The organism is Bacillus luti (assembly GCF_009739945.1).
In the GTDB taxonomy this organism is placed as follows: Bacteria; Bacillota; Bacilli; order Bacillales; family Bacillaceae_G; genus Bacillus_A; species Bacillus_A luti.
The window spans coordinates 3,673,706-3,693,995 of sequence record NZ_CP040336.1; the positions used below are offsets into that span (position 1 = coordinate 3,673,706).

Genomic DNA, 20,290 nt, shown 5'->3' on the forward strand with positions numbered 1-20,290 from the left:
TAAACATATAAAGGTCAAATCATGTTTTTACCTTTTATTATTGTCCATATTTTTCATATTGCTCACAATAAAAGTTCATTATTTTGTCAAAAATACCGCATAAAAAAACCACTATTAAGCAACACCTTAATAGTGGTCGTATACGTATTATAAGCGAAATAGCATAAAAAATGAATAGTATTACTTAAACATTAAAGAAACAAACACAATCGAACAAATAATTCCGATTAAATCAGCAAAAAGTCCTACTTTTAATGCATCTCCCATTTTTCTAATTCCAACAGCTCCGAAGTATACCGTTAAAATATAAAAAGTCGTATCTGTACTCCCTTGCATTGTAGAAGCCAATCGCCCAATGAATGAGTCTGGTCCATATGTGGCAATTAAATCGGTCGTAATACTTAAACCAGCAGAGCCTGAAATAGGGCGTATAAGTGCTAGTGGAACAATTTCTGCTGGGACATGGATTAAATCTAACATCGGCTTCATTACAGATATCATCGCATCTAACGCTCCAGACGCCCGAAAAATTGAAATCGACACAAGCATTCCAACCATAAATGGTAAAATTGAAACTGCAATTTGAATCCCTTCTTTTCCTCCCTCAACGAACGATTCATACGTCGGGACTTTTTTTATCGTGCCGTATAAAAGGATGAATCCAATTACACACGGTATGACCCATAATGAAATTGTATTTACAATACTCATTTTTTCCGCCCCTTTCTACTCCTTCTTCTGTAAAAATAGCGGTCAATCCAAATTGCTCCAATCATTGATAACACTTGTGCTATAAATGTTACTCCAACAATTTCAGTAGGATTTGCTGATTCATATGTCATTCGAATCGAAATGACGGTAGTTGGAATTAACGTAATAGCTGATGTATTTAATGCTAGAAACGTCACCATAGAACGACTTGCTGAATCCTTCCCACCATTTAATTCTTTCAGTTGTTCCATCGCTTTAATACCAAGAGGGGTCGCTGCATTACCTAGTCCAAAAAAGTTCGCCATCATATTTGATAAAATAAATCCCATTGATGGGTGATCCTTCGGTATTTCTGGAAACAACCTTTTTACTATCGGCATAAAAAGTGTGACTAATTTTTTTAACAACCCTGCTTCTTCTGCAATTTTCATTAAGCCGAGCCAAAATACTAAAACACTAATAAGTCCTATACAAATTGTTACCGCGTCTTTTGCTCCATCAAATACTGCTTTATTTATTGCTTCCATCGTTCCATTTATCATGGCATATACGATCCCTATGACTGCCATCGCTACCCATACGAGATTAACCATCGTTCCCAACACCTATCATGTAAGAAAAAATTTCTTTCACATTATTCCAGTACATTCCCGTTGTAGCTACTAACTTCCGTTTACTATAAAATAAATTCCGTTCTCCAACCTTCTCATTACCAACATATACGTCTGTCTTTCCAACCTTTACTCCATCCGTAAGCTTTGCACTTTTATCTAGTTCAACTTTTAATACTACGCTCTTTTTTTCCTCTTCAGTTAAAGGCACGGAAAAACTATTTTTCGTATAAACATGGTTCGCATATTTCTTTTCATTTATTTCAGCCAACGCTCCTTGTCCTAAAACCTTCGTTTGCTTGAAACGTTCAAAACCTTTATCAAATAAATTCATATGATCATCCCAATCGCTAGAAGCGCTCAAAGTTACGACAATTAGATCTAGTCCATCTTTTGATGCTGTTGTAACAAGCGTCCGTCCTGCTTTCTTCGTAAAGCCTGTTTTTCCTCCTGTTGCAAATTCATAATAAGACGTCACAAGTTTATGTTTGTTTTTCCACGGATAATCCCACGAATCTGATTTATACGTTTTTGTCCCAAAAATCTTCTTAAAGGTTTCGTTCCCCATTGCATACTTCGTTAAAAGTGCCATATCATAAGCCGACGAATAATGGGATCCATCTCCGTCTAAACCATGTGGGTTTGAAAAGTGAGTATCTTTCATTCCAATTTGTTTCGCCTTTTCATTCATTAAATATACAAACCCTTCTATACTCCCTCCTACATTTTCAGCAATTACTTGTGCTGCATCATTACCAGATCTAAGCATAAGTCCGTATACTAAATCCTCTAACTTTACTTTCTGTCCAGGCTTCAAATAAATTGCTGAGCCTTCTACTCTCACTGCTTCATTACTAACCGAGACCATTTCCTTCATTTTTCCTGATTCAGCAGCTAACAAGGCAGTCATAATTTTTGTTATACTAGCAATCTTTTGTGGCTCATGCTCAGCTTTTCCGTATAATACGCGACCTGACTGTTGCTCCATTAATACAGCATTTCGAGCACTGACATTACTGTTCATCTTTGCATATGTAGGAATTGGCATAACGCTTGCGTACATAATAAGAAGCGTAATTATTACACAAATTCGTCTCATATTTCCCCCCACGTCCTTTTGGCACTTTTTGTACAAGTGTATGCTTGGCCTTTTAAAATATGAACGAAATCTCCTTCTCCTTCCAATAAAAAAGACGCAGAGAACCTGCGTCTAATACGGTGTCCATTCTATTTGTTTCGCACTTTCAAATCTTTTTTCTACATCAGGCCAATTTACAACATTCCACCAATTTTTAATATATTCATCTTTTCGATTTTGGTATTGTAAATAATACGCATGTTCCCAGACGTCTAGTACAAGGAGCGGTATCGTATCCCATTGCGTAAACAATTGATGAAGTGTACTCTGCAAAATTTCTAATCTTCCAGATCGTGGCACCCAAACGAGGATCGCCCATCCTGATCCTTCCACTTTAGAAGCTGCTTCTGTGAAATGTTTTTGAAAACGTAAAAAACTCCCAAAATCTTGTTCAATCTGTTGTGAAAGAGCCCCTCTTGGACTTCCGCCACCATCTTTTTTCATGTTATTCCAAAATATCGTGTGTAAGTAATGACCTGATCCATGAAAAGCCGCTTCTCTTTCCCAATGCTTAATCAAATCAAATTGATTTGTTTTTCTCGCTTCGTCCATCATTTTCTCTGCCTTATTTAGTCCTTCCACGTAACTACGATGGTGTTTATCATGGTGTAACATCATAATTTCTCTAGAAATATACGGTTCTAACGCATTATACGGATAAGGTAATGGCGGGAGTGTGTGTCCTCCAATTGGAACAGCTCGTTCACTATCCCCTCTTTCATATAGTTCATATTCCTCTTCTTCCTGCACGAACACTTCCTGCAAATGATGCTGAATATGTTCTACATCATCACTTATTTCATACATAAACTCTGCATCTGTATCATACTCATGCTCTTTCATACGGTCTAATAACGTTTGAATTTTATAAGCAAGCATATGGACATCATACACTTCCATTGCACGGCTATCTAATACGTGAAGAACACTTTCACACCAACTTTCTACTTCATGAAAGTAATCTGTAAATACACCTTGCTGACTCATGTTACACCTCCTTAATGCTATCCCCTTAAATATATTCAACGGAAATCCCTTATATAACTGTACAAAAGGAAAAGAAGCTAAGTCCCCTTAGCTTCTTTTTCGCAATTAATATTTGTGTAACATCTTTGTTTGGTAATCCGTCTCATAATATTCTAGTTCTTCACGCATCAGTTGAAATTTACCTTCTAAATTCTCCATTACTTGCTCTATAGATACAGGTGGCGTTTGTTGAAAAACGATAGAATTTTTCCCTGTATATGCAGAACGACTATTTTCATACCAATGATCGCTCTTTGGCGAAAAGAACTCTGCAATTACTTGATGATAAATCTTATACAAAATCTTTTCAGCCGCTGTTTTTCGAAATGGCTGGCTATTCAACAAAACAAAGCACGCATCATGCCCTTCTTCACAAAAAACGAGAAGACGTCTTATTGATGCTAATAACCCTTTATAATATTGCTCATTCCCTGCCGGTGTCTCTTCTAATAAAGAAGGCAACGTATGATAATTTACATAATTGGTTATCAAAGTAATAACATCTTCTAAAAACATAGAAACTTGTTCTGTTTGATTTTCAACCATCAAATTAGACATTTCTTCTCTCCCCTTTGCCATTTCACGCAATTTCTACTCTTTTATTTTTATGTAATTCAGCCAATATTTCTTGTACTTTCACCACTGTTTCGCCATTAAAATATTGCTTAAATTCTTCTATAGTATTGAGATATAAACGTTTTTGTGCGCGAAGTTCCTTATCTTTTACTATACAAGATATCGCTACAATATCCCGTAAATATATGTCTTGTTCTTCTACTTTACATACTGGATTTCCTTCAAAAGGAGTAATTTCTTGTAAAACTTCTTCAAAATATCGAAGGTATAAAACCGAAAAAGTTTTCTCCTTACCATTTAATATATATGTCACTTCAGATCTATTAAAAAAATCTTCTGATGTATTAGGCTTTGCTTTCTCTAATTCATATCCTGCATAACCTATTATAATCATCTGTTTCCCCTCTCTTCCTTCTTTCACTTTATTCTAACTTAATTTTCTGATAAACAAAATATTCTTTTAAATATACCTATATAAAAAATAGCTTCCCTATACAGGAATTTACCTTTTTATTTTTCTTGAAGTTTGTCATAATAATATTATTGTCTCAGTTTTCTTATACAAGGAGAGTTGTATTTATGTCGTTTTCATGGAAACGTTTCTTACAAATCGGGAAAATAATCTTCCCATTTGTTGTATTAACAATTGTATTCTTTCAAGCCAAAAAAGAATTAGCAGGCATTTCTTTCTTAGAAGCGATTGATACAATTAAAAACATTCCAACTGGAGGAGTCTTCTTAGCAATTACACTTGGTGCATTTGCTGTATCCACAATGTTCTTTTATGACTATGTGATGCTTCGTTACTTAAAAGCTGATATACCTGTCCAAAAGATTTTCCGTATCTCATGGATTGCTAATACTTTAAATGGGTTTATCGGATTTGGTGGTCTCGTTGGAGCTGGTGTACGCACAATGCTGTATCGTCCATACATAAAAGAAAATAGCAAACTTATTAAAAGTATCGCCTGGATGACAACTGCCTTTATTAACGGATTGGCAATTCTTTCATTCCTCGGTCTTATCGGAGTATTAGACACTCGCTTGATTTTACATGAAAAGCCGTGGCTATGGCCCGTTATTATCTTCTTTGCTCTGTTCGTCCCTATATACATCGGCTTTTCTAAACTTAAAAATAGAAAAACAAAGCAAACCGAAGAACAAGAAGAGGAAGAGAAAAATCCAACTGTTTTATACTCATTAGTGTCATTAGTCGAGTGGGTATCTGCTGGTATTGTTATGTACGTCATTTTAATCTTATTTGGAATCGATATAGAATTCCAAAAGTTTTTAGGTGTGTATGTCATTGCTGCTTTAGCTGGTGTCGTCAGTCTTGTTCCTGGTGGTCTTGGTTCATTTGACCTTGTCTTCTTAACTGGACTAGGACAATACGGCATCGATACAGGTGTATTACTGCCTGCTATGTTATTATATCGCCTCGTCTATTACATCTTACCATTCTGCATTGGTCTCATTTTTGCAGCTTTTGAAATGACTGGAGTGGCCATTAAAAAGTTTGAAGACAAGCCTTTTATTGCGCCTGCATTAGAAACAACTGGTGTTATATGGACTTTGCAGCGTGACTTTTTAGGAAAACTAGGTTCATGGGCATCTGCTGCTTTAACAGTATTTGCTGGGTTAATGGTTATTTTATCGACCATTCTACCAACAAGTATAAATCGAGCACACGCCTTACATATTCTAGCACCCAAATATCTTATTCAATTTTCTTTTAGCTTATCGCTAACATTCGGTATTCTCCTCCTAATCCTTTCACGGGGAATATATTACGGAACAAAACGTTCTTATTATATGACGATTGTTTCGTTAATTGGAGCGGCTATCTTTAATACACTAAAAGGAATTGATATTGAGGAAACATTTATTTTATTAATCGTGCTCGCTGTATTATATATGCTTCGAAAAAGGTTTGTACGCGAGAAAATGGAAGTTTCACTTTCTGATATCGTAAAAGTTTTTATATTCTTATTAGTAACATTATATTCATATAAATATTTAGGGGTTTTATTTGCAAGTGCAAAAGAAGCTTTTAAACCTGATTTTGTCGTTCGTAACATTACACAAGTGAAAAGAAGTGCATTAGCCGCTGCCTTTTTCGTTCCTACTTTTTTACTGATTGGCTCACTCATTGCCAATCGTTATCGAAATGAATTTCCCGGGCAACCAGCTAACGATAAAAGATTACAAAACTTTTTAGATGAACATGGTGGAAATGTACTTAGTCATTTAGGCTTCTTAGGAGATAAACAATGCTTCTTCAGTAGTGATGGGAAAGCGCTCCTTCTCTTCTCCATAACTGGGAAACGCCTTGTTGTACTAGGTGACCCGATTGGTGATTCATCATCCTATCGTACTGTGTTGCAAGAGTTTTTAGCTGAGGCTGATCGATTTGGATACATTTGTGTATTCTATCAAATCGAAAGTAAATGGATGAGTTTATATCATGATTTTGGTTATAACTTCTTTAAGCTTGGTGAAGAAGCTGTCGTTGATTTAAATACATTTACAATAACAGGAAAGAAACGCGCTGGTATGCGAGCGACTTTCAACCGTTTTGAAAGAGAAGGCTATACATTCTCTATTCATGAGCCGCCATTCTCAGACGAATTATTTGAAGAGTTACGGAAAGTTTCAGATGCATGGCTCGGCGGAAAAAAAGAAAAAGGTTTTTCACTCGGATACTTCGATCGTGAGTATATTAGCCGCGCGCCTATCGCTACATTATCTGACGCAGAAGGAAAAATCATCGCGTTCACAACCTTTATGCCTGTATATCAAGACGGATCATTATCTGTTGATTTAATGCGTTATTATCCAGATGCTCCTAGCGGTATTATGGATGCCATTTTCATTCACTTATTCCACTGGGCAAAAGAAAATGACTACCACTCCTTTAATATTGGGATGGCACCACTTTCAAATGTTGGTTTATCAACACAATCGTTTTGGTCTGAACGAGTTGCTGCTGCCATCTTTAATAACGTTCGTTATACGTATAGTTTCAGCGGATTACGACATTTTAAAGAAAAATATAAGCCAGCATGGAGCGGTAAATATTTAGCATTTAGAAAGAATCATTCTTTACCAATTACAATGCTCTCTGTAACAAAATTAATAGGAAAACGAAAAAACAGCTAAGCATTTAGCTGTTTTTTCGTTTTTGAACTTGTACAATAAACTCCTTTTCATATTTCTTGCCATTGATATAGAAAGTTCCCCACATTTTATATGTTCCTTCTACAGGAAATGTAATGCGATATTGTAATTGCTCTTCTGTCTCAACAGGTATAGCGTATAAAAAGTTTTCCCTCTTATCATCTACGATATAGAGAGACTCTACTTCGCCCCTCTCTGAATGTAATTTCAATTTCACACCCTTTTTTGCTTGAAACTGAAATGTTAACGTCGCAGGCTCATTCGGATGCAATGCACCAAATAAAAGAGAAACTTCATATTCTCCTATTTTTTTTGTAAGTACACTATCGATTGGGGTTTTCACTTTTTTCTTATTTTTCTCCTCTATTTCTTTCCCAAAATTTTTCTTAGCGAATGATTCTACGGACTTATTTTCTTCTTCATATAAAAATATTGTATACTCTTCATCTTTCGCTATTTTAGAAGATAGCTTATATGATCCATTCCCTGCAAATGCAGGTTTCATTTGTTGTACCTGTTTTAATTGTCCATCTACAATAACTGCCCTAATTTGATCATTCACACCACGAACTTCATTATTGTTTTTATTTCGTAATTGGAACAAAATATCAACTTTCTCATTTCCCTTTCCATTTGCCACATTCCATTTTACTTCCTGAACATCTCCTACCGTCTCTACGGTTTCTTGATATTTTTTTATGTAAAATCCTCCTGCTACAATAAATAACAAAGCAACAAGTCCAATGAAAAGGTTCTTCAAAACATCACCTACCATTTTTATTGTCTTATCCATACAAAACTTCTTACATATATATTCTAGATTATGATTTATGAAATCCTTCTAGTTTGCACATATTACAAATTATAAAAAGATTTTAATTGAGAGGATTCGTAGTGTATAATGCAAATGATATTGATTTCTATCAATACATTATAAGGAGGACTTTTCATGAGTGTACATATTGAAGCAAAACAAGGTGAAATCGCTGAATCTATTCTATTACCTGGTGATCCATTACGTGCAAAATATATCGCTGAAACATTTCTAGAGGACGTTACTTGCTATAACAACGTACGTGGTATGCTAGGATTCACTGGAACTTATAAAGGAAAACGAGTATCTGTTCAAGGTACTGGTATGGGTGTTCCTTCTATTTCTATTTATGTCAACGAATTAATCCAAAGCTACGGGGTTAAAAATTTAATTCGCGTTGGAACTTGTGGTGCGATTCAAAAAGACGTAAAAGTACGTGACGTTATTATTGCAATGACAGCCTGCACTGATTCTAATATGAACCGTTTAACATTCCCAGGTTTTGACTTTGCACCAGCTGCAAACTTTGATCTTTTAAAGAAAGCTTACGATGCAGGAACTGAAAAAGGATTACACGTTCGTGTTGGTAATGTTTTAACAGCAGATGTATTTTATCGTGAAAGCATGGACATGGTTAAAAAGCTTGGAGATTACGGTGTATTAGCAGTAGAAATGGAAACAACTGCTCTTTACACATTAGCAGCGAAATATGGTGTAAATGCCTTATCTGTATTAACAGTAAGCGATCACATCTTCACTGGCGAAGAAACAACATCTGAAGAGCGTCAAACTACATTTAACGAAATGATTGAAATCGCTTTAGATGCAGCAATTCAACAATAACACACTAAAGAACTTGTCATACGTCTGGCGAGTTCTTTTTATGTGACTTTTTATAAAAAACTACTTTAGGAAGAGACAGATTTCTCCACTCTACTTTCTTGTCACGTTTGCTATAATAAAATAATCATTTACAGTATTTCTCATAAGAGGTGACGCAGTGAAAAACAGAAGTATCGTCTTTAAACTATTCTTATTAACGTCAACATTATTTACAATCATATTCCTCCTTTTTTTCCTAGGACAATCTTTATTTTTAGAAAAATTTTATATTAATAAAAAAGTAAAAACCGTTCAAACCGCTTTTGAAAAATTCATAGACAATTACGAAAAAAGTGGCAAAAGTTATGAGGAAATTAGAAAACTTAAACAGGAATTTCATGATAAAACCAATGCTGACATGCAATTTTTAGATTCTAACGGCATTATTAAAAGCGAAAACAATTTCTACATTGATGTAATTAATACTAACAATCACAAAACGTACTCTATCCCACTCAATAATCTTTTAACACCTGAAGAATATAATAAATTTGAAAATTTGGGTTTGAAAAAAGATGGAATGATTCATGTAGCTGGATTCGTACAGGGTAATATAATAACACCACTAGAATTAACAACAAATTATAATCGATGGCGAAACGAACATGTCAATTCAGATTTCCAATCAATAAATGGTAATCCTTCTAAAAATAAACTTACAAGCCGATATAAAACTACTACTCAAATTGTGTTTACTGGTGTTATCTCTAAGTTACAACTCCCTTCAAAAGCTGAGGTTCGTCTTGCAAATGATTTTGAAACATTACAAGCCGTTCAATCTTTTGCAGGTACTATTAGGGATGGCACTTCTAACTCCCAGCAATTAAACACTTATATATTAGATGGCGGAGAGAATATAAAAAATAGTATCTTTGTAAAACCTATTATGGAAAACGGAAAGATTACAGAATATGCTTTTGCAATAGCATCTTTGCAACCTGTTAATGAAGCTATGCTCGTTTTAAAAGACTATTATGTCTATGCCTTAATCATCGTGTTTCTCGTAATTATTTTGTTATCCTTCTACTACTCAAAAATCATTGTGAAGCCATTAATTAAGATTAATCGCGTTACGAAGAAAATGGCTAATTTTGATTTTAGCGAGAAATTACCAGTTACAGCAGACGATGAAATCGGCGGACTTTCTGGCAGTATTAATACATTGTCAGTAAATTTAAAAGACCGGATCGATCGATTAAATGTTGCCAATACAAAATTACAACAAGATATTGAACGTGAACGCCAATTGGAAAAGACACGAAAAGAATTCATCTCTGGTGTATCACATGAATTAAAAACACCACTTAGTGTAATTAGAAGTTTCGCCGAAGGAATTAAAGATGGCGTTAGTAAAGATACGACGTATTATACAGATGTTATTTTAGAAGAAACAGAAAATATGAACAGACTAATTGTAGAAATGTTAGAATTAGCAAAATTAGAATCTGGTACGTACAAACTAGAAATGACAACATTCTCAATCGGTGAATTAATTCAACAAGTCTATACAAAGTTATTATTTAGTATGGAGGAAAAGCATTTACAAGTGGATGTCGATGTAAACTCTTCCATCTATGTGAAAGCGAATCGTAGTCGTATTGAGCAAGTAGTTGTGAACTTACTAAGCAACGCCATTCGTTATACGCCTGATGGAGAAAAAATACAAGTCTCTGTTGTAGAAACGGAAGATACAGTAAAAGTCGAAATCGAAAATACAGGAAATCCCATACCAGAAGAAAGTCTTGAAAAAATTTGGGATCGCTTCTATCGTTTAGATGCATCTCGTAGCCGCCATACTGGAGGTACCGGTCTTGGGTTATCTATTGTTAAAAATATTTTGGATCTCCATCATGCCGAGTACGGTGTATATAATACGGCTAATAGTGTTGTATTCTATTTTAATTTACAAAAAGTAAAAGAAGTCAAATAATTTGTCTTAATTTCACTAGGAGTTCACATGAAATTCACACTCTCCCTTTATAGTAAGAAACAAGTTAATCCTTTCCTTTACACATATAAAAGAGGAGAGTGCGTGAAATGAAACAAGCAGGACAACCTATTCAAAATGAAAAACAATTAGAAACTATCAAAAATATACTTTTACAATCTTCGAAACGTGATGGCTTATTATTCGTATTAGCTGTAAATTCTGGTTTAAAGGTAAGTGAAATCTTACAGTTAAAAGTTAGCGATGTAATTGATGAAAATGAAAATGTTCGCCATTCCATTTTATTTTACAATGAAAAAGTAAAGAAACATAAATGGTTTGCTGTAAATGAAGACTTACAGCACGCAATCGAAGACTACATGAAAGAACGTAAAACTTGGAAACGTAATGAGCCATTATTAAAGTCTCAAAAAGGAACAAAATCTATTACGAGACAGCATGCATGGTACATTTTAAACAAAGCTGCAAAAGAAGTTGGATTAGAAGGGATTAGCTCACATACACTTCGAAAAACTTGGGGCTATTGTGCATACAAATCAGGTGTTGACATTGCATTTTTACAACACTTCTTTGATCATAGTACTCCATCAAAAACTTTAAAGTATATCGGTATTGCATAATAATTTTTATACATAAAAAAGGTTACCATTTATAGTTTTGGTAACCTTTTTTATGTTTCACATCCACTTCTCTTGTCTCTCCTATACTGTAGTGGTACTCTTATAGTAAGGGGGAGAAATTATGAACACATTAACAATTGAATTACCGCAAGAAACGGCTGAAAAACTTGATTTATTAAAACAAGCTTACGAAAAGAAAACAGGTGCTACCATTTCTGAGAGCACTCTCGTTCAAACACTTATCTCAAAAGAATTTATCCAAGCGATAACTCCTTTTGATTTACAACAATTTATCAATGGAAAAGAACAGCATTAATCGCTGTTCTTTTTTATTTCTATTCAAAATATAAAAAGTTTTTTACTTATTTTTCGAAAAACCATTGACAATGATAATGATAACCATTATCATTTATTACGAAGCCAACAATTGATGAATCAACCAAACGCTCAGTAACATTGTTACCCCTCTTTTTCATATAGAAAGGCACTGTACATTCCCCCTGTTTGTACAGTGCCTTTCTTGTTTTATCACTCGAACAAATTTAATTGCTCCGGTTTCGGCTCACCATATGTAACGTTCATCATTTTCATAAGTTGCTTCGCATTATCTGCGGCATCTCCACCTGAATTGTTGTTAAATAGTACGTAAATGTCCTTTGTCTTCTTTTTTAATTGTTCTAAGCGTTCTACCCATTCTTCCAATTCTTTATTGTTATAACGATATAAACAGCGAACCGCCCTCCAATTTTCCCCTTTATCCAGCCAGCCATGTACATTCCGGCCATGAAAACGTATTAATGCCATGTGTGAATTCGTTACTTCTAACACGAGTGGTACCGACCCTATTCCTGCCTGCGGTTCATCACAAATTGTATGAATCCATTTCTCCTGTTCTAAAAACTGTATAGTCTTATCTCTCATTTTCGGATAAAACCATGTTTGATTTCGAAATTCTATTGCGCACGGTAAACCTTCCATTTTTTCTTTCGTATATCGAAGGAAATCTACATTTTTCTTTTTGCAATCAAACCATGGTGGAAATTGAAATAAAATTGTTTTTAACTTATTCGCTTCTATTAAAGGAAGAATGGATTGTTTATACACATCAAACATCTCATCAAACGTAGAAAAAGGAATTTCTCCTTTCATATGCCCTGTCATTCCTTGATATGCTTTTACGACAAATGAAAAATCTTTTGGTGTTTCTATCGCCCATTTCGTATAATTTCGTGCAGGTTGCATCGCATAAAATGAACTATCTACTTCTACAATGGGAAAATGCTCACTATATGTCCGTAGCTTATTTCTATTTTCATAGGGATCTATATATAAAGAATCATGATCTCCCCACCCTGTCACTCCAATGAAAAGCAAACCTATTCCTCCCTTTCTACCTTCATCTTACATTCATTTTACTTACTTCCTAATCCCTTCGGCTAATCCATTTCATTCAGTAGCCTTTTCTTTAAGAGTATCCGTATAAAAGTATGATATACTAAATGGAAGAATTTTTAAATTGAGGGGTTATTTATTTATGCTTCCAAACGATGCTACTGTATCTCATGAAAAACGAATAGAAGAACTAGAAAATAAAGTACGTTTTTATGAAAAACTTGTGGATCAATTACCACATCATTTCACATATAAAAATCCACATATTGGTTTACAAATAAAAAAAACACGAACAACCCATTCCATTCAAAACATACGTAAAGAGAATAAAGAGGCCGATTTTCAACTTACTTGCGATTCACTATTTTTATTTGAACAAATCGAAAAACACTTTGTTCATATCTTTGATGCTTTTTCACATCATGTAACCTTTGTCGATAATAAAGGGAATATTACTTTATGTAATCAAGTTGCCGCAGATGATTTCGGTGTAATACGCAATGATATTATTGGAAAACCAATTCAACAATTACTAAACTTGCCGGAAGAAAAAATCAAAGCAATTGAAACATTAAGAACCGGAACAGAAATATATAATGAAGAAGTTTTAGACAAAAACTATGGCATTATAAATAACCGAATTATTCGTGATTATAACGGTGAGATTTTTAGAGTTATTAGTGTCTTTCATTATTTAAATACAGAACGTGATGCAGAGAAGTTTTCGTTAGCAGGACGAATCGCAGCTGGAATTGCACACGAAGTACGAAATCCTCTTACAACAGTACGCGGATACTTACAATTTTTACAAGAAAGTGTTTCTCCATCAAATAAAGAGTTATTTAAAAACTTGCTTATCCCTGAATTAGATCGTGCAAATAATATTATTACAAAATTTTTAGCGATTTCAAAAACACGTGAATTTACAAGAGAACCGTTTCCCATCAATACATTTTTACGCGACTATATTCAACAGTTACTAGCTAGTGAAGTCTTCTTGCATAACATTTCAATTGATTATAACTTTTCTAATGAATTAGATGATATTTTAGTCAATATTGATCGTCATGAGCTGGTACAAGTTTTTTTAAACTTATTTCAAAATGCTGTCGATGCCCAAGGCGAAAAGCCTCTTTCTATTCAAATCTCTAGTTATCGCCTAGATAACTTTGTTCGGATTACTTTCACAGACAACGGGACTGGTATTCCTCCAGCTATTCAAGAATATATTTTTGATCCATTCTTCTCAACAAAAGACTCTGGAACAGGACTAGGCTTATCAGTAACGAAGAAAATTATTCAAAATCACAACGGTACATTAAAAATGGCTAGTAATCAAAACGGTACGACTTTCACGATTTCTATTCCCATTTCACCCCAAACAAACCTGGAAAAAATGAATCAATACAAATGATAAGCTCTTTCACAAAATACACGCCAATCGTTAAGTTACGTTTAACGATTGGCGTGTATTTTTTATTCTAACCTATTTTTCTTTACCTTATATAAACCTTTCTCTATCTCACAATTCTTCTTACTAAATAGGTAAACTTCTTATTTTTTTTTGAAAATGGTAGTTTGTCCATCACGAATTTAGCTTAATTTTCATTTTAATATATAGTAATGGCTATTTATTATATGAAAGAAAGGAATGAACAGATGAACAATAAGAATAAAGGAAAAGTATTTTATGGTAATGATTGTTGCGAAGTAAGAGCTTGTAGTTTTATTAACATCTCTAAGTCCGAACTTAAAGAGTTTGTTAGACTTCTTCAAGTTCTTGGTCAAGCTATTCAAGCTGTCTTTCAAAACCCTTCTCAAAATAATATAGATAACTTGATTGATGCCCTAAATAATCTACAAAAATTTCTCAATTGCTTAGATTTGTCTCCTGCACAAAAACAAATCGGAAATTCTATTATCGCTAATCTATTAACTATTTTAAAAACACAACCTTTCTCATGTGGTGCATTATATGTTGAACTACAAAGCCTGCTTAATTATTTATTATATATTGCTAAGTTATTCAAAATTGATTGCTGTGCTACCGATAAACTCGTTAAGCTCATTGCAGAAATTCAAGCTATCTTAGTTCAATATGGATCTGGATGTCTAGGTGGCAGTACTACTGGTGCTACTGGTGCCACTGGACCGGCGGGCGCTACTGGACCTCAAGGACCTCAAGGTATTCAAGGACCGGCGGGTGCTCAAGGCGCTACTGGTGCCCAAGGACCTCAAGGTATTCAAGGACCAGCTGGTGCTCAAGGCACTACTGGTGCCCAAGGACCTCAAGGTATTCAAGGACCAGCTGGTGCTCAAGGCGCTACTGGTGCCCAAGGACCTCAAGGTATTCAAGGACCAGCTGGTGCTCAAGGACCTCAAGGTATTCAAGGACCAGCCGGCGCTCAAGGTGCTACTGGTGCCCAAGGACCTCAAGGTATTCAAGGTGCTACTGGCGCCCAAGGACCTCAAGGTATTCAAGGACCAGCTGGTGCTCAAGGACCTCAAGGTATTCAAGGACCAGCCGGCGCTCAAGGTGCTACTGGTGCTCAAGGACCTCAAGGTATTCAAGGACCGGCGGGTGCTCAAGGTGCTACTGGTGCTCAAGGACCTCAAGGTATTCAAGGGCCAGCTGGCGCTCAAGGTGCTACTGGCGCTCAAGGACCTCAAGGTATTCAAGGGCCAGCTGGCGCTCAAGGTGCTACTGGCGCTCAAGGACCTCAAGGTATTCAAGGACCGGCGGGCGCTCAAGGTGCTACTGGTGCCCAAGGACCTCAAGGTATTCAAGGACCAGCTGGTGCTCAAGGCGCTACTGGTGCTCAAGGACCGGCGGGTGCTCAAGGACCGGCGGGTGCTCAAGGTGCTACTGGCGCTCAAGGACCTCAAGGTATTCAAGGACCGGCGGGTGCTCAAGGTGCTACTGGCGCTCAAGGACCTCAAGGTATTCAAGGACCGGCGGGCGCTCAAGGTGCTACTGGTGCCCAAGGACCTCAAGGTATTCAAGGGCCAGCTGGTGCTCAAGGTGCTACTGGTGCCCAAGGACCTCAAGGTATTCAAGGGCCAGCTGGTGCCCAAGGCGCTACTGGTGCTCAAGGGCCAGCGGGCGCTCAAGGTGCTACTGGCGCTCAAGGACCTCAAGGTATTCAAGGACCGGCGGGCGCTCAAGGTGCTACTGGTGCCCAAGGACCTCAAGGTATTCAAGGGCCAGCTGGTGCCCAAGGTGCTACTGGTGCCCAAGGACCTCAAGGTATTCAAGGACCAGCTGGTGCTCAAGGCGCTACTGGTGCTCAAGGACCGGCGGGTGCTCAAGGTGCTACTGGCGCTCAAGGACCTCAAGGTATTCAAGGACCGGCGGGCGCTCAAGGTGCTACTGGTGCCCAAGGACCTCAAGGTATTCAAGGGCCAGCTGGTGCCCAAGGTGCTACTGGCGCTCAAGGATCTCAAGGTATTCAAGGGCCAGCGGGCGCTCAAGGTGCTACTGGTGCCCAAGGACCTCAAGGTATTCAAGGGCCAGCTGGTGCCCAAGGCGCTACTGGTGCTCAAGGGCCAGCGGGCGCTCAAGGTGCTACTGGCGCTCAAGGACCTCAAGGTATTCAAGGACCGGCGGGCGCTCAAGGTGCTACTGGTGCCCAAGGACCTCAAGGTATTCAAGGGCCAGCTGGTGCCCAAGGTGCTACTGGTGCCCAAGGACCTCAAGGTATTCAAGGACCAGCTGGTGCTCAAGGCGCTACTGGTGCTCAAGGACCGGCGGGTGCTCAAGGTGCTACTGGCGCTCAAGGACCTCAAGGTCTTCAAGGACCGGCGGGCGCTCAAGGTGCTACTGGTGCCCAAGGACCTCAAGGTATTCAAGGGCCAGCTGGTGCCCAAGGTGCTACTGGCGCTCAAGGATCTCAAGGTATTCAAGGGCCAGCGGGCGCTCAAGGTGCTACTGGTGCCCAAGGACCTCAAGGTATTCAAGGGCCAGCTGGTGCCCAAGGTGCTACTGGTGCCACTGGACCAGCGGGTACTCCAATTCCTGTAACTATAGCTGCAATAGGAAACTCAAATCCTCAAACTATATCACCTGGAACAAACATTCAATTTAATCAAGTTTTCGAATTAAATAACATTAATTTTAATGACACTTCAGATACTTTAACAATTTTAGAAACAGGCGTATATGATATTAGTTTCTCAGCATCTACAACTTTCCCAGGCTCTTCACCATTTGGATTCGGCATTTCATTCAATGGCCAACCACCTACTCGTAATTTTTCAACTAACGTTATCGGTAGTGCTGTTTCCTTCTCTACAATCGTTACTTTACAAGCTGGTACAACAATTGCTGTACAACCTACAGCAAATACGATTTCTATTCCGAACACGGGTGACACAACAGCAACACTATCTGTCTTCCGAATTTACTAATTGTTACTGTATAAGTATATTTATATTAATGTATTTCGTTTGACTGTGTATTAAATCTCTCTTTATATAGAAAGGAGCACTTATTTGGGAGGATAAGTGCTCCTTCTTTACGTTTCTTTACCTCAAATTTACTCTACCTTAATCCTCGTTTTGTATGATAAATAGTGAAGTCAAAGATATGAAAGAGGGATGAAAATGAGAGTTATATCACTATTACGCATTTGGATTGGTCTTATGGTATGCATTATTTTATGTGTAGGATTTTTTTTAACTCTAAAATATTCCACTATATCAAAAGCAGAGAGAAAAACAGTTCCATACGAACTTCTGTATACAAAGCAAAATAGCGTTCCATATTCTTCTTCTACTCATAATGAAAAAAAGGTTATAAAAGGAATGCTTATTACAAAAGCTTCGACTTACGAAAACCTACTTCAAATTGCTGAAACAATTAAAGATCAGTATAAAAATAAAGACATAGATGAAATCACCCTTTCCATCCATAATGAAAATAATGGTGATTATGAAGAAGAATTACCTTATGAACCTATTAGTAAGGGGAAAATAATCGTCACATACGATCCTCAATCTTTTGGCAGTACAACTGTTACACTTAACGAGTAATATCATTTATCCCGATTGGTGTGAGCTAATAATCCATAGAAAAAAGAGGCGAATCTCATTATTCGCCTCTTTTTATTACCAAAATGATGGGATCAGTTCTTTCACTTTATCAAACCACTCTTGCTGCACTTGTTTTCTTTGTTGTTCCTCTTCTTTCCTTCGCTTCTCTTCTTCTTTTCTACGTTTTTCCTCTTCAATTGTTTGCAATTGTTTTTTGTAATCAGCCTCAGATATGAGCGACAACTGGAATGCTTTTTGAGCTGGATTCGCATTCGCCTTTTTCATAATATCCCGGAACATCGTCGTCGTAATTTGACTTCCTCCCGGTACATAATGCTCATTATCCGTTTTATCATATCCTACCCAAATCGCACCTACTAAATCTGGCGTATACCCAACAAACCATGAATCCTTCGCACCAGCACTTGGCCCATTTACAAGTTGAGTCGTCCCTGTTTTTCCTGCTGTATCAATATTGTTAACTTTCGCTTTTTCACCCGTTCCTTTTTCGACAACACCTTTTAATAAGTATGTCATCTTTTGAGCAATTTTCTCACTCGTCACACGTGTCTCTTTCTTATACCATTTTCCAATTGTTTCACCTTCAGCATTTTGTATCTCTCTAATTGCATGAGCTTCCACTTGAACACCATCATTTGCCAACGCACTGTACGCTTGGGCCATTACAAATGGAGAGGTTCCCACATGCATCCCGCCCAAAGCGATTGGATACGTACGATCTTCTGGTACTAATGGAATACCAAATCGCTCTAAAGATTTCAACCCTTTGTCTAACCCTATTTGCTCTAATAGCCAAACAGCTGAAACGTTGTATGACTTTGCCACCGCTTCATACATTGTCACATCACCGTGAAAAGTATGATCACTATTTTGCGGTTTATATTCTTTAATATTAAACGGTTCGTCCTTTAATATATCGTATACTTCATACCCCTGTTCTAAAGCTGGTACATATACAGCGAGAGGCTTTAATGTTGAGCCGGGTTGTCTCTTTAATTGGGTTGCATGGTTAAACTGTAAAAACTGATATGGTCCTCTACCCCCAACTAAAGCTGGAACACCACCTGTTTTTGGATTTATAAGAACTACACCCGTTTGCATAAGTTGGTCTGAGCCGTTACCTTTGAAATAATTATCATTATTTACAACGTCTTCTACAGCCTGTTGTTTTTTCGGATCAAGCTCTGTATAAATACGATAACCACCTGCTAAAATTTCATTTTGTGTCAATTCGTACTTATCCATCGCTTCTCTAACAATATAGTCTACATATTGAGAATATTTCCCTTTATATTTATCATCAACACCACGTCTTAATACAAGTCCTGTCTCTTTTTCTTTATTGTACTGTTCTTCAGAAATATAGCCTTGCTCTTTCATTAAACTTAATACGACATTACGTCGTTCGATAGATTTATTAAAGTTTTTATAAGGCGAATACGCAGACGGTGCTTTAATCAAGCCCGCAATTGTAGCAGCCTCTGAAATTGTTAGATCTTTTACATCTTTATCAAAATAAGACTTAGCTGCCCTTTTTATGCCCCAAGCACCTTCACCAAAATAAATTTGGTTCATATACATTTCAATAATTTCATCTTTTGTATAAGTACGCTCTATTTTTTTTGTTAAAAAATATTCCTTTATTTTTCGAGAGTATGTGCGGTCTTGTGTCAGAAATACATTTTTCGCAAGTTGTTGTGTAATTGTACTTCCACCTGCCACAACTTCTCCTGCAGTGAGATTTTTAAAAACAGCACTGATAATTCCGCTGTAGTAAATACCGTGATGGTTAAAAAATTCCTTATCCTCTACAGCAACAATTGCTTGAACCATAATGTCAGGAATATCTTTCCGTTTGACACCTTCTGTTTTAGAAGAAGCTAATTTAGTCGCAACTTCATTATTTGCATCGTAAATTAAAGTCGGTTGTGGAACAGCTTGTTTTAATTCAGATATGTCTTGAATGGAAATTATTATATTTATAGCTATAAATAAAATAGCGAGCAAACTCCCTAATACAATTAATGAATTACGAAGTTTCTTCCTCTTATTGAACCACTCAAGCATTTTTTTAAAGTGAGTGTTCTTCAATTTCATTCGTTCACTTCCTTCGTTTGTTTACACTCTTCTTTTCAAAAGGAAGAATATACCTCCTTTTAAATTTATTATAATAACGTAGTGGTTCCTATAGTGTAAAGCTTTTCTTTCACATTCATACTTTTTGCAAGAAAAGGACATTCTACAAGTAAGATATTCCTTATCGAATACTAATATTATTAATAGAACAACGCGAGTTATGTTAAGTTTTTGTAAACTTTTCGATAAAATGTTTTAAAAAACGAC

The 20,290-nt window shown here is 36.6% G+C and carries 17 protein-coding genes; 8 read left to right on the top strand and 9 right to left on the bottom strand.

The features are described from left to right. Window positions 1-180 precede the first annotated feature (180 nt). The 6 genes from spmB to EUC40_RS18640 form a co-directional block, all read right to left on the bottom strand. Window positions 181-711: a spore maturation protein SpmB gene (gene spmB, locus EUC40_RS18615; RefSeq protein WP_016088671.1), complete on the bottom strand. Its 531-nt coding sequence runs from the start codon at window positions 709-711 to the stop codon at window positions 181-183. Continuing rightward, complete coding sequence (gene spmA / locus EUC40_RS18620; protein ID WP_046955232.1) at window positions 708-1,304, bottom strand: spore maturation protein SpmA; 597 nt, start codon at window positions 1,302-1,304, stop codon at window positions 708-710. The genes spmB and spmA overlap by 4 nt, the downstream gene beginning before the upstream one ends. Then, the gene (gene dacB / locus EUC40_RS18625) at window positions 1,297-2,421 is read right to left on the bottom strand and encodes a D-alanyl-D-alanine carboxypeptidase DacB (RefSeq protein WP_149174946.1); all 1,125 of its coding nucleotides are present in this window, start codon (window positions 2,419-2,421) and stop codon (window positions 1,297-1,299) included. The genes spmA and dacB overlap by 8 nt, the downstream gene beginning before the upstream one ends. A gap of 111 nt (window positions 2,422-2,532) precedes the next feature. Next, window positions 2,533-3,447, bottom strand: a complete 915-nt coding sequence (locus EUC40_RS18630; RefSeq protein WP_156576246.1) for a superoxide dismutase — start codon at window positions 3,445-3,447, stop codon at window positions 2,533-2,535. 105 nt (window positions 3,448-3,552) lie between these two features. After that, window positions 3,553-4,044 carry a YpuI family protein gene (locus EUC40_RS18635; protein ID WP_149174947.1) on the bottom strand — a complete coding sequence of 164 codons (492 nt, stop codon included), beginning with the start codon at window positions 4,042-4,044 and terminating at the stop codon, window positions 3,553-3,555. A gap of 22 nt (window positions 4,045-4,066) precedes the next feature. Next, a complete protein-coding gene (locus EUC40_RS18640; RefSeq protein WP_156576247.1) occupies window positions 4,067-4,456 on the bottom strand; it encodes a hypothetical protein in 390 nt (129 codons plus the stop codon). A gap of 185 nt (window positions 4,457-4,641) precedes the next feature. Here EUC40_RS18640 and mprF point away from each other — a divergent pair, with 185 nt between their 5' ends. Continuing rightward, window positions 4,642-7,221: a bifunctional lysylphosphatidylglycerol flippase/synthetase MprF gene (gene mprF / locus EUC40_RS18645; protein ID WP_156576248.1), complete on the top strand. Its 2,580-nt coding sequence runs from the start codon at window positions 4,642-4,644 to the stop codon at window positions 7,219-7,221. 4 nt (window positions 7,222-7,225) lie between these two features. Here mprF and EUC40_RS18650 read toward each other — a convergent pair whose 3' ends face one another. Beyond that, the gene (locus EUC40_RS18650) at window positions 7,226-8,014 is read right to left on the bottom strand and encodes a DUF8832 domain-containing protein (RefSeq protein ID WP_156576962.1); all 789 of its coding nucleotides are present in this window, start codon (window positions 8,012-8,014) and stop codon (window positions 7,226-7,228) included. A 174-nt stretch (window positions 8,015-8,188) separates the two neighbouring features. Here EUC40_RS18650 and deoD point away from each other — a divergent pair, with 174 nt between their 5' ends. The 4 genes from deoD (at window position 8,189) to EUC40_RS18670 (ending at window position 11,819) form a co-directional block, all read left to right on the top strand. Next, window positions 8,189-8,896 (top strand): purine-nucleoside phosphorylase, encoded by a 708-nt coding sequence (gene deoD, locus EUC40_RS18655; protein ID WP_000110707.1) that lies wholly within the window; start codon window positions 8,189-8,191, stop codon window positions 8,894-8,896. A gap of 157 nt (window positions 8,897-9,053) precedes the next feature. Next, window positions 9,054-10,865 carry a sensor histidine kinase gene (locus EUC40_RS18660; protein ID WP_071709812.1) on the top strand — a complete coding sequence of 604 codons (1,812 nt, stop codon included), beginning with the start codon at window positions 9,054-9,056 and terminating at the stop codon, window positions 10,863-10,865. Window positions 10,866-10,972: 107 nt separating this feature from the next. Then, window positions 10,973-11,503 carry a tyrosine-type recombinase/integrase gene (locus tag EUC40_RS18665; protein ID WP_000806236.1) on the top strand — a complete coding sequence of 177 codons (531 nt, stop codon included), beginning with the start codon at window positions 10,973-10,975 and terminating at the stop codon, window positions 11,501-11,503. A 121-nt stretch (window positions 11,504-11,624) separates the two neighbouring features. Then, complete coding sequence (locus tag EUC40_RS18670; RefSeq protein WP_001094864.1) at window positions 11,625-11,819, top strand: DUF3924 domain-containing protein; 195 nt, start codon at window positions 11,625-11,627, stop codon at window positions 11,817-11,819. 212 nt (window positions 11,820-12,031) lie between these two features. On the opposite strand, the gene EUC40_RS18675 is transcribed toward EUC40_RS18670, so the two are convergent. Continuing rightward, entirely contained in the window at window positions 12,032-12,877 is an 846-nt protein-coding gene (locus tag EUC40_RS18675) for a DUF72 domain-containing protein (RefSeq protein ID WP_156576249.1), read from the bottom strand. Between the two features lie 160 nt (window positions 12,878-13,037). Between EUC40_RS18675 and EUC40_RS18680 the strand changes: the two genes are divergently transcribed. From EUC40_RS18680 to EUC40_RS18690, 3 genes are all read left to right on the top strand, one after another. Next, window positions 13,038-14,309: an ATP-binding protein gene (locus EUC40_RS18680; RefSeq protein ID WP_156576250.1), complete on the top strand. Its 1,272-nt coding sequence runs from the start codon at window positions 13,038-13,040 to the stop codon at window positions 14,307-14,309. Window positions 14,310-14,554: 245 nt separating this feature from the next. Then, on the top strand, window positions 14,555-17,302 hold the full coding sequence (locus tag EUC40_RS18685) for a Gly-Xaa-Xaa repeat protein (protein WP_244322166.1): 2,748 nt from the start codon (window positions 14,555-14,557) through the stop codon (window positions 17,300-17,302). Between the two features lie 195 nt (window positions 17,303-17,497). Beyond that, window positions 17,498-17,926: a hypothetical protein gene (locus EUC40_RS18690; protein ID WP_156576252.1), complete on the top strand. Its 429-nt coding sequence runs from the start codon at window positions 17,498-17,500 to the stop codon at window positions 17,924-17,926. Window positions 17,927-18,001: 75 nt separating this feature from the next. Here EUC40_RS18690 and EUC40_RS18695 read toward each other — a convergent pair whose 3' ends face one another. Next, on the bottom strand, window positions 18,002-20,044 hold the full coding sequence (locus EUC40_RS18695) for a transglycosylase domain-containing protein (protein ID WP_156576253.1): 2,043 nt from the start codon (window positions 20,042-20,044) through the stop codon (window positions 18,002-18,004). Window positions 20,045-20,290: the final 246 nt, after the last annotated feature.

What these genes read in the sequence shown, in the direction of transcription:
- spmB (WP_016088671.1), bottom strand. Translation starts at nt 711, where the DNA reads ATGAGTATTGTAAATACAATTTCATTATGGGTCATACCGTGTGTAATT.
- spmA (WP_046955232.1), bottom strand. Translation starts at nt 1,304, where the DNA reads ATGGTTAATCTCGTATGGGTAGCGATGGCAGTCATAGGGATCGTATAT.
- dacB (WP_149174946.1), bottom strand. Translation starts at nt 2,421, where the DNA reads ATGAGACGAATTTGTGTAATAATTACGCTTCTTATTATGTACGCAAGC.
- EUC40_RS18630 (WP_156576246.1), bottom strand. Translation starts at nt 3,447, where the DNA reads ATGAGTCAGCAAGGTGTATTTACAGATTACTTTCATGAAGTAGAAAGT.
- EUC40_RS18635 (WP_149174947.1), bottom strand. Translation starts at nt 4,044, where the DNA reads ATGTCTAATTTGATGGTTGAAAATCAAACAGAACAAGTTTCTATGTTT.
- EUC40_RS18640 (WP_156576247.1), bottom strand. Translation starts at nt 4,456, where the DNA reads ATGATTATAATAGGTTATGCAGGATATGAATTAGAGAAAGCAAAGCCT.
- mprF (WP_156576248.1), top strand. Translation starts at nt 4,642, where the DNA reads ATGTCGTTTTCATGGAAACGTTTCTTACAAATCGGGAAAATAATCTTC.
- EUC40_RS18650 (WP_156576962.1), bottom strand. Translation starts at nt 8,014, where the DNA reads ATGGTAGGTGATGTTTTGAAGAACCTTTTCATTGGACTTGTTGCTTTG.
- deoD (WP_000110707.1), top strand. Translation starts at nt 8,189, where the DNA reads ATGAGTGTACATATTGAAGCAAAACAAGGTGAAATCGCTGAATCTATT.
- EUC40_RS18665 (WP_000806236.1), top strand. Translation starts at nt 10,973, where the DNA reads ATGAAACAAGCAGGACAACCTATTCAAAATGAAAAACAATTAGAAACT.
- EUC40_RS18670 (WP_001094864.1), top strand. Translation starts at nt 11,625, where the DNA reads ATGAACACATTAACAATTGAATTACCGCAAGAAACGGCTGAAAAACTT.
- EUC40_RS18680 (WP_156576250.1), top strand. Translation starts at nt 13,038, where the DNA reads ATGCTTCCAAACGATGCTACTGTATCTCATGAAAAACGAATAGAAGAA.
- EUC40_RS18685 (WP_244322166.1), top strand. Translation starts at nt 14,555, where the DNA reads ATGAACAATAAGAATAAAGGAAAAGTATTTTATGGTAATGATTGTTGC.
- EUC40_RS18690 (WP_156576252.1), top strand. Translation starts at nt 17,498, where the DNA reads ATGAGAGTTATATCACTATTACGCATTTGGATTGGTCTTATGGTATGC.
- EUC40_RS18695 (WP_156576253.1), bottom strand. Translation starts at nt 20,044, where the DNA reads ATGAAATTGAAGAACACTCACTTTAAAAAAATGCTTGAGTGGTTCAAT.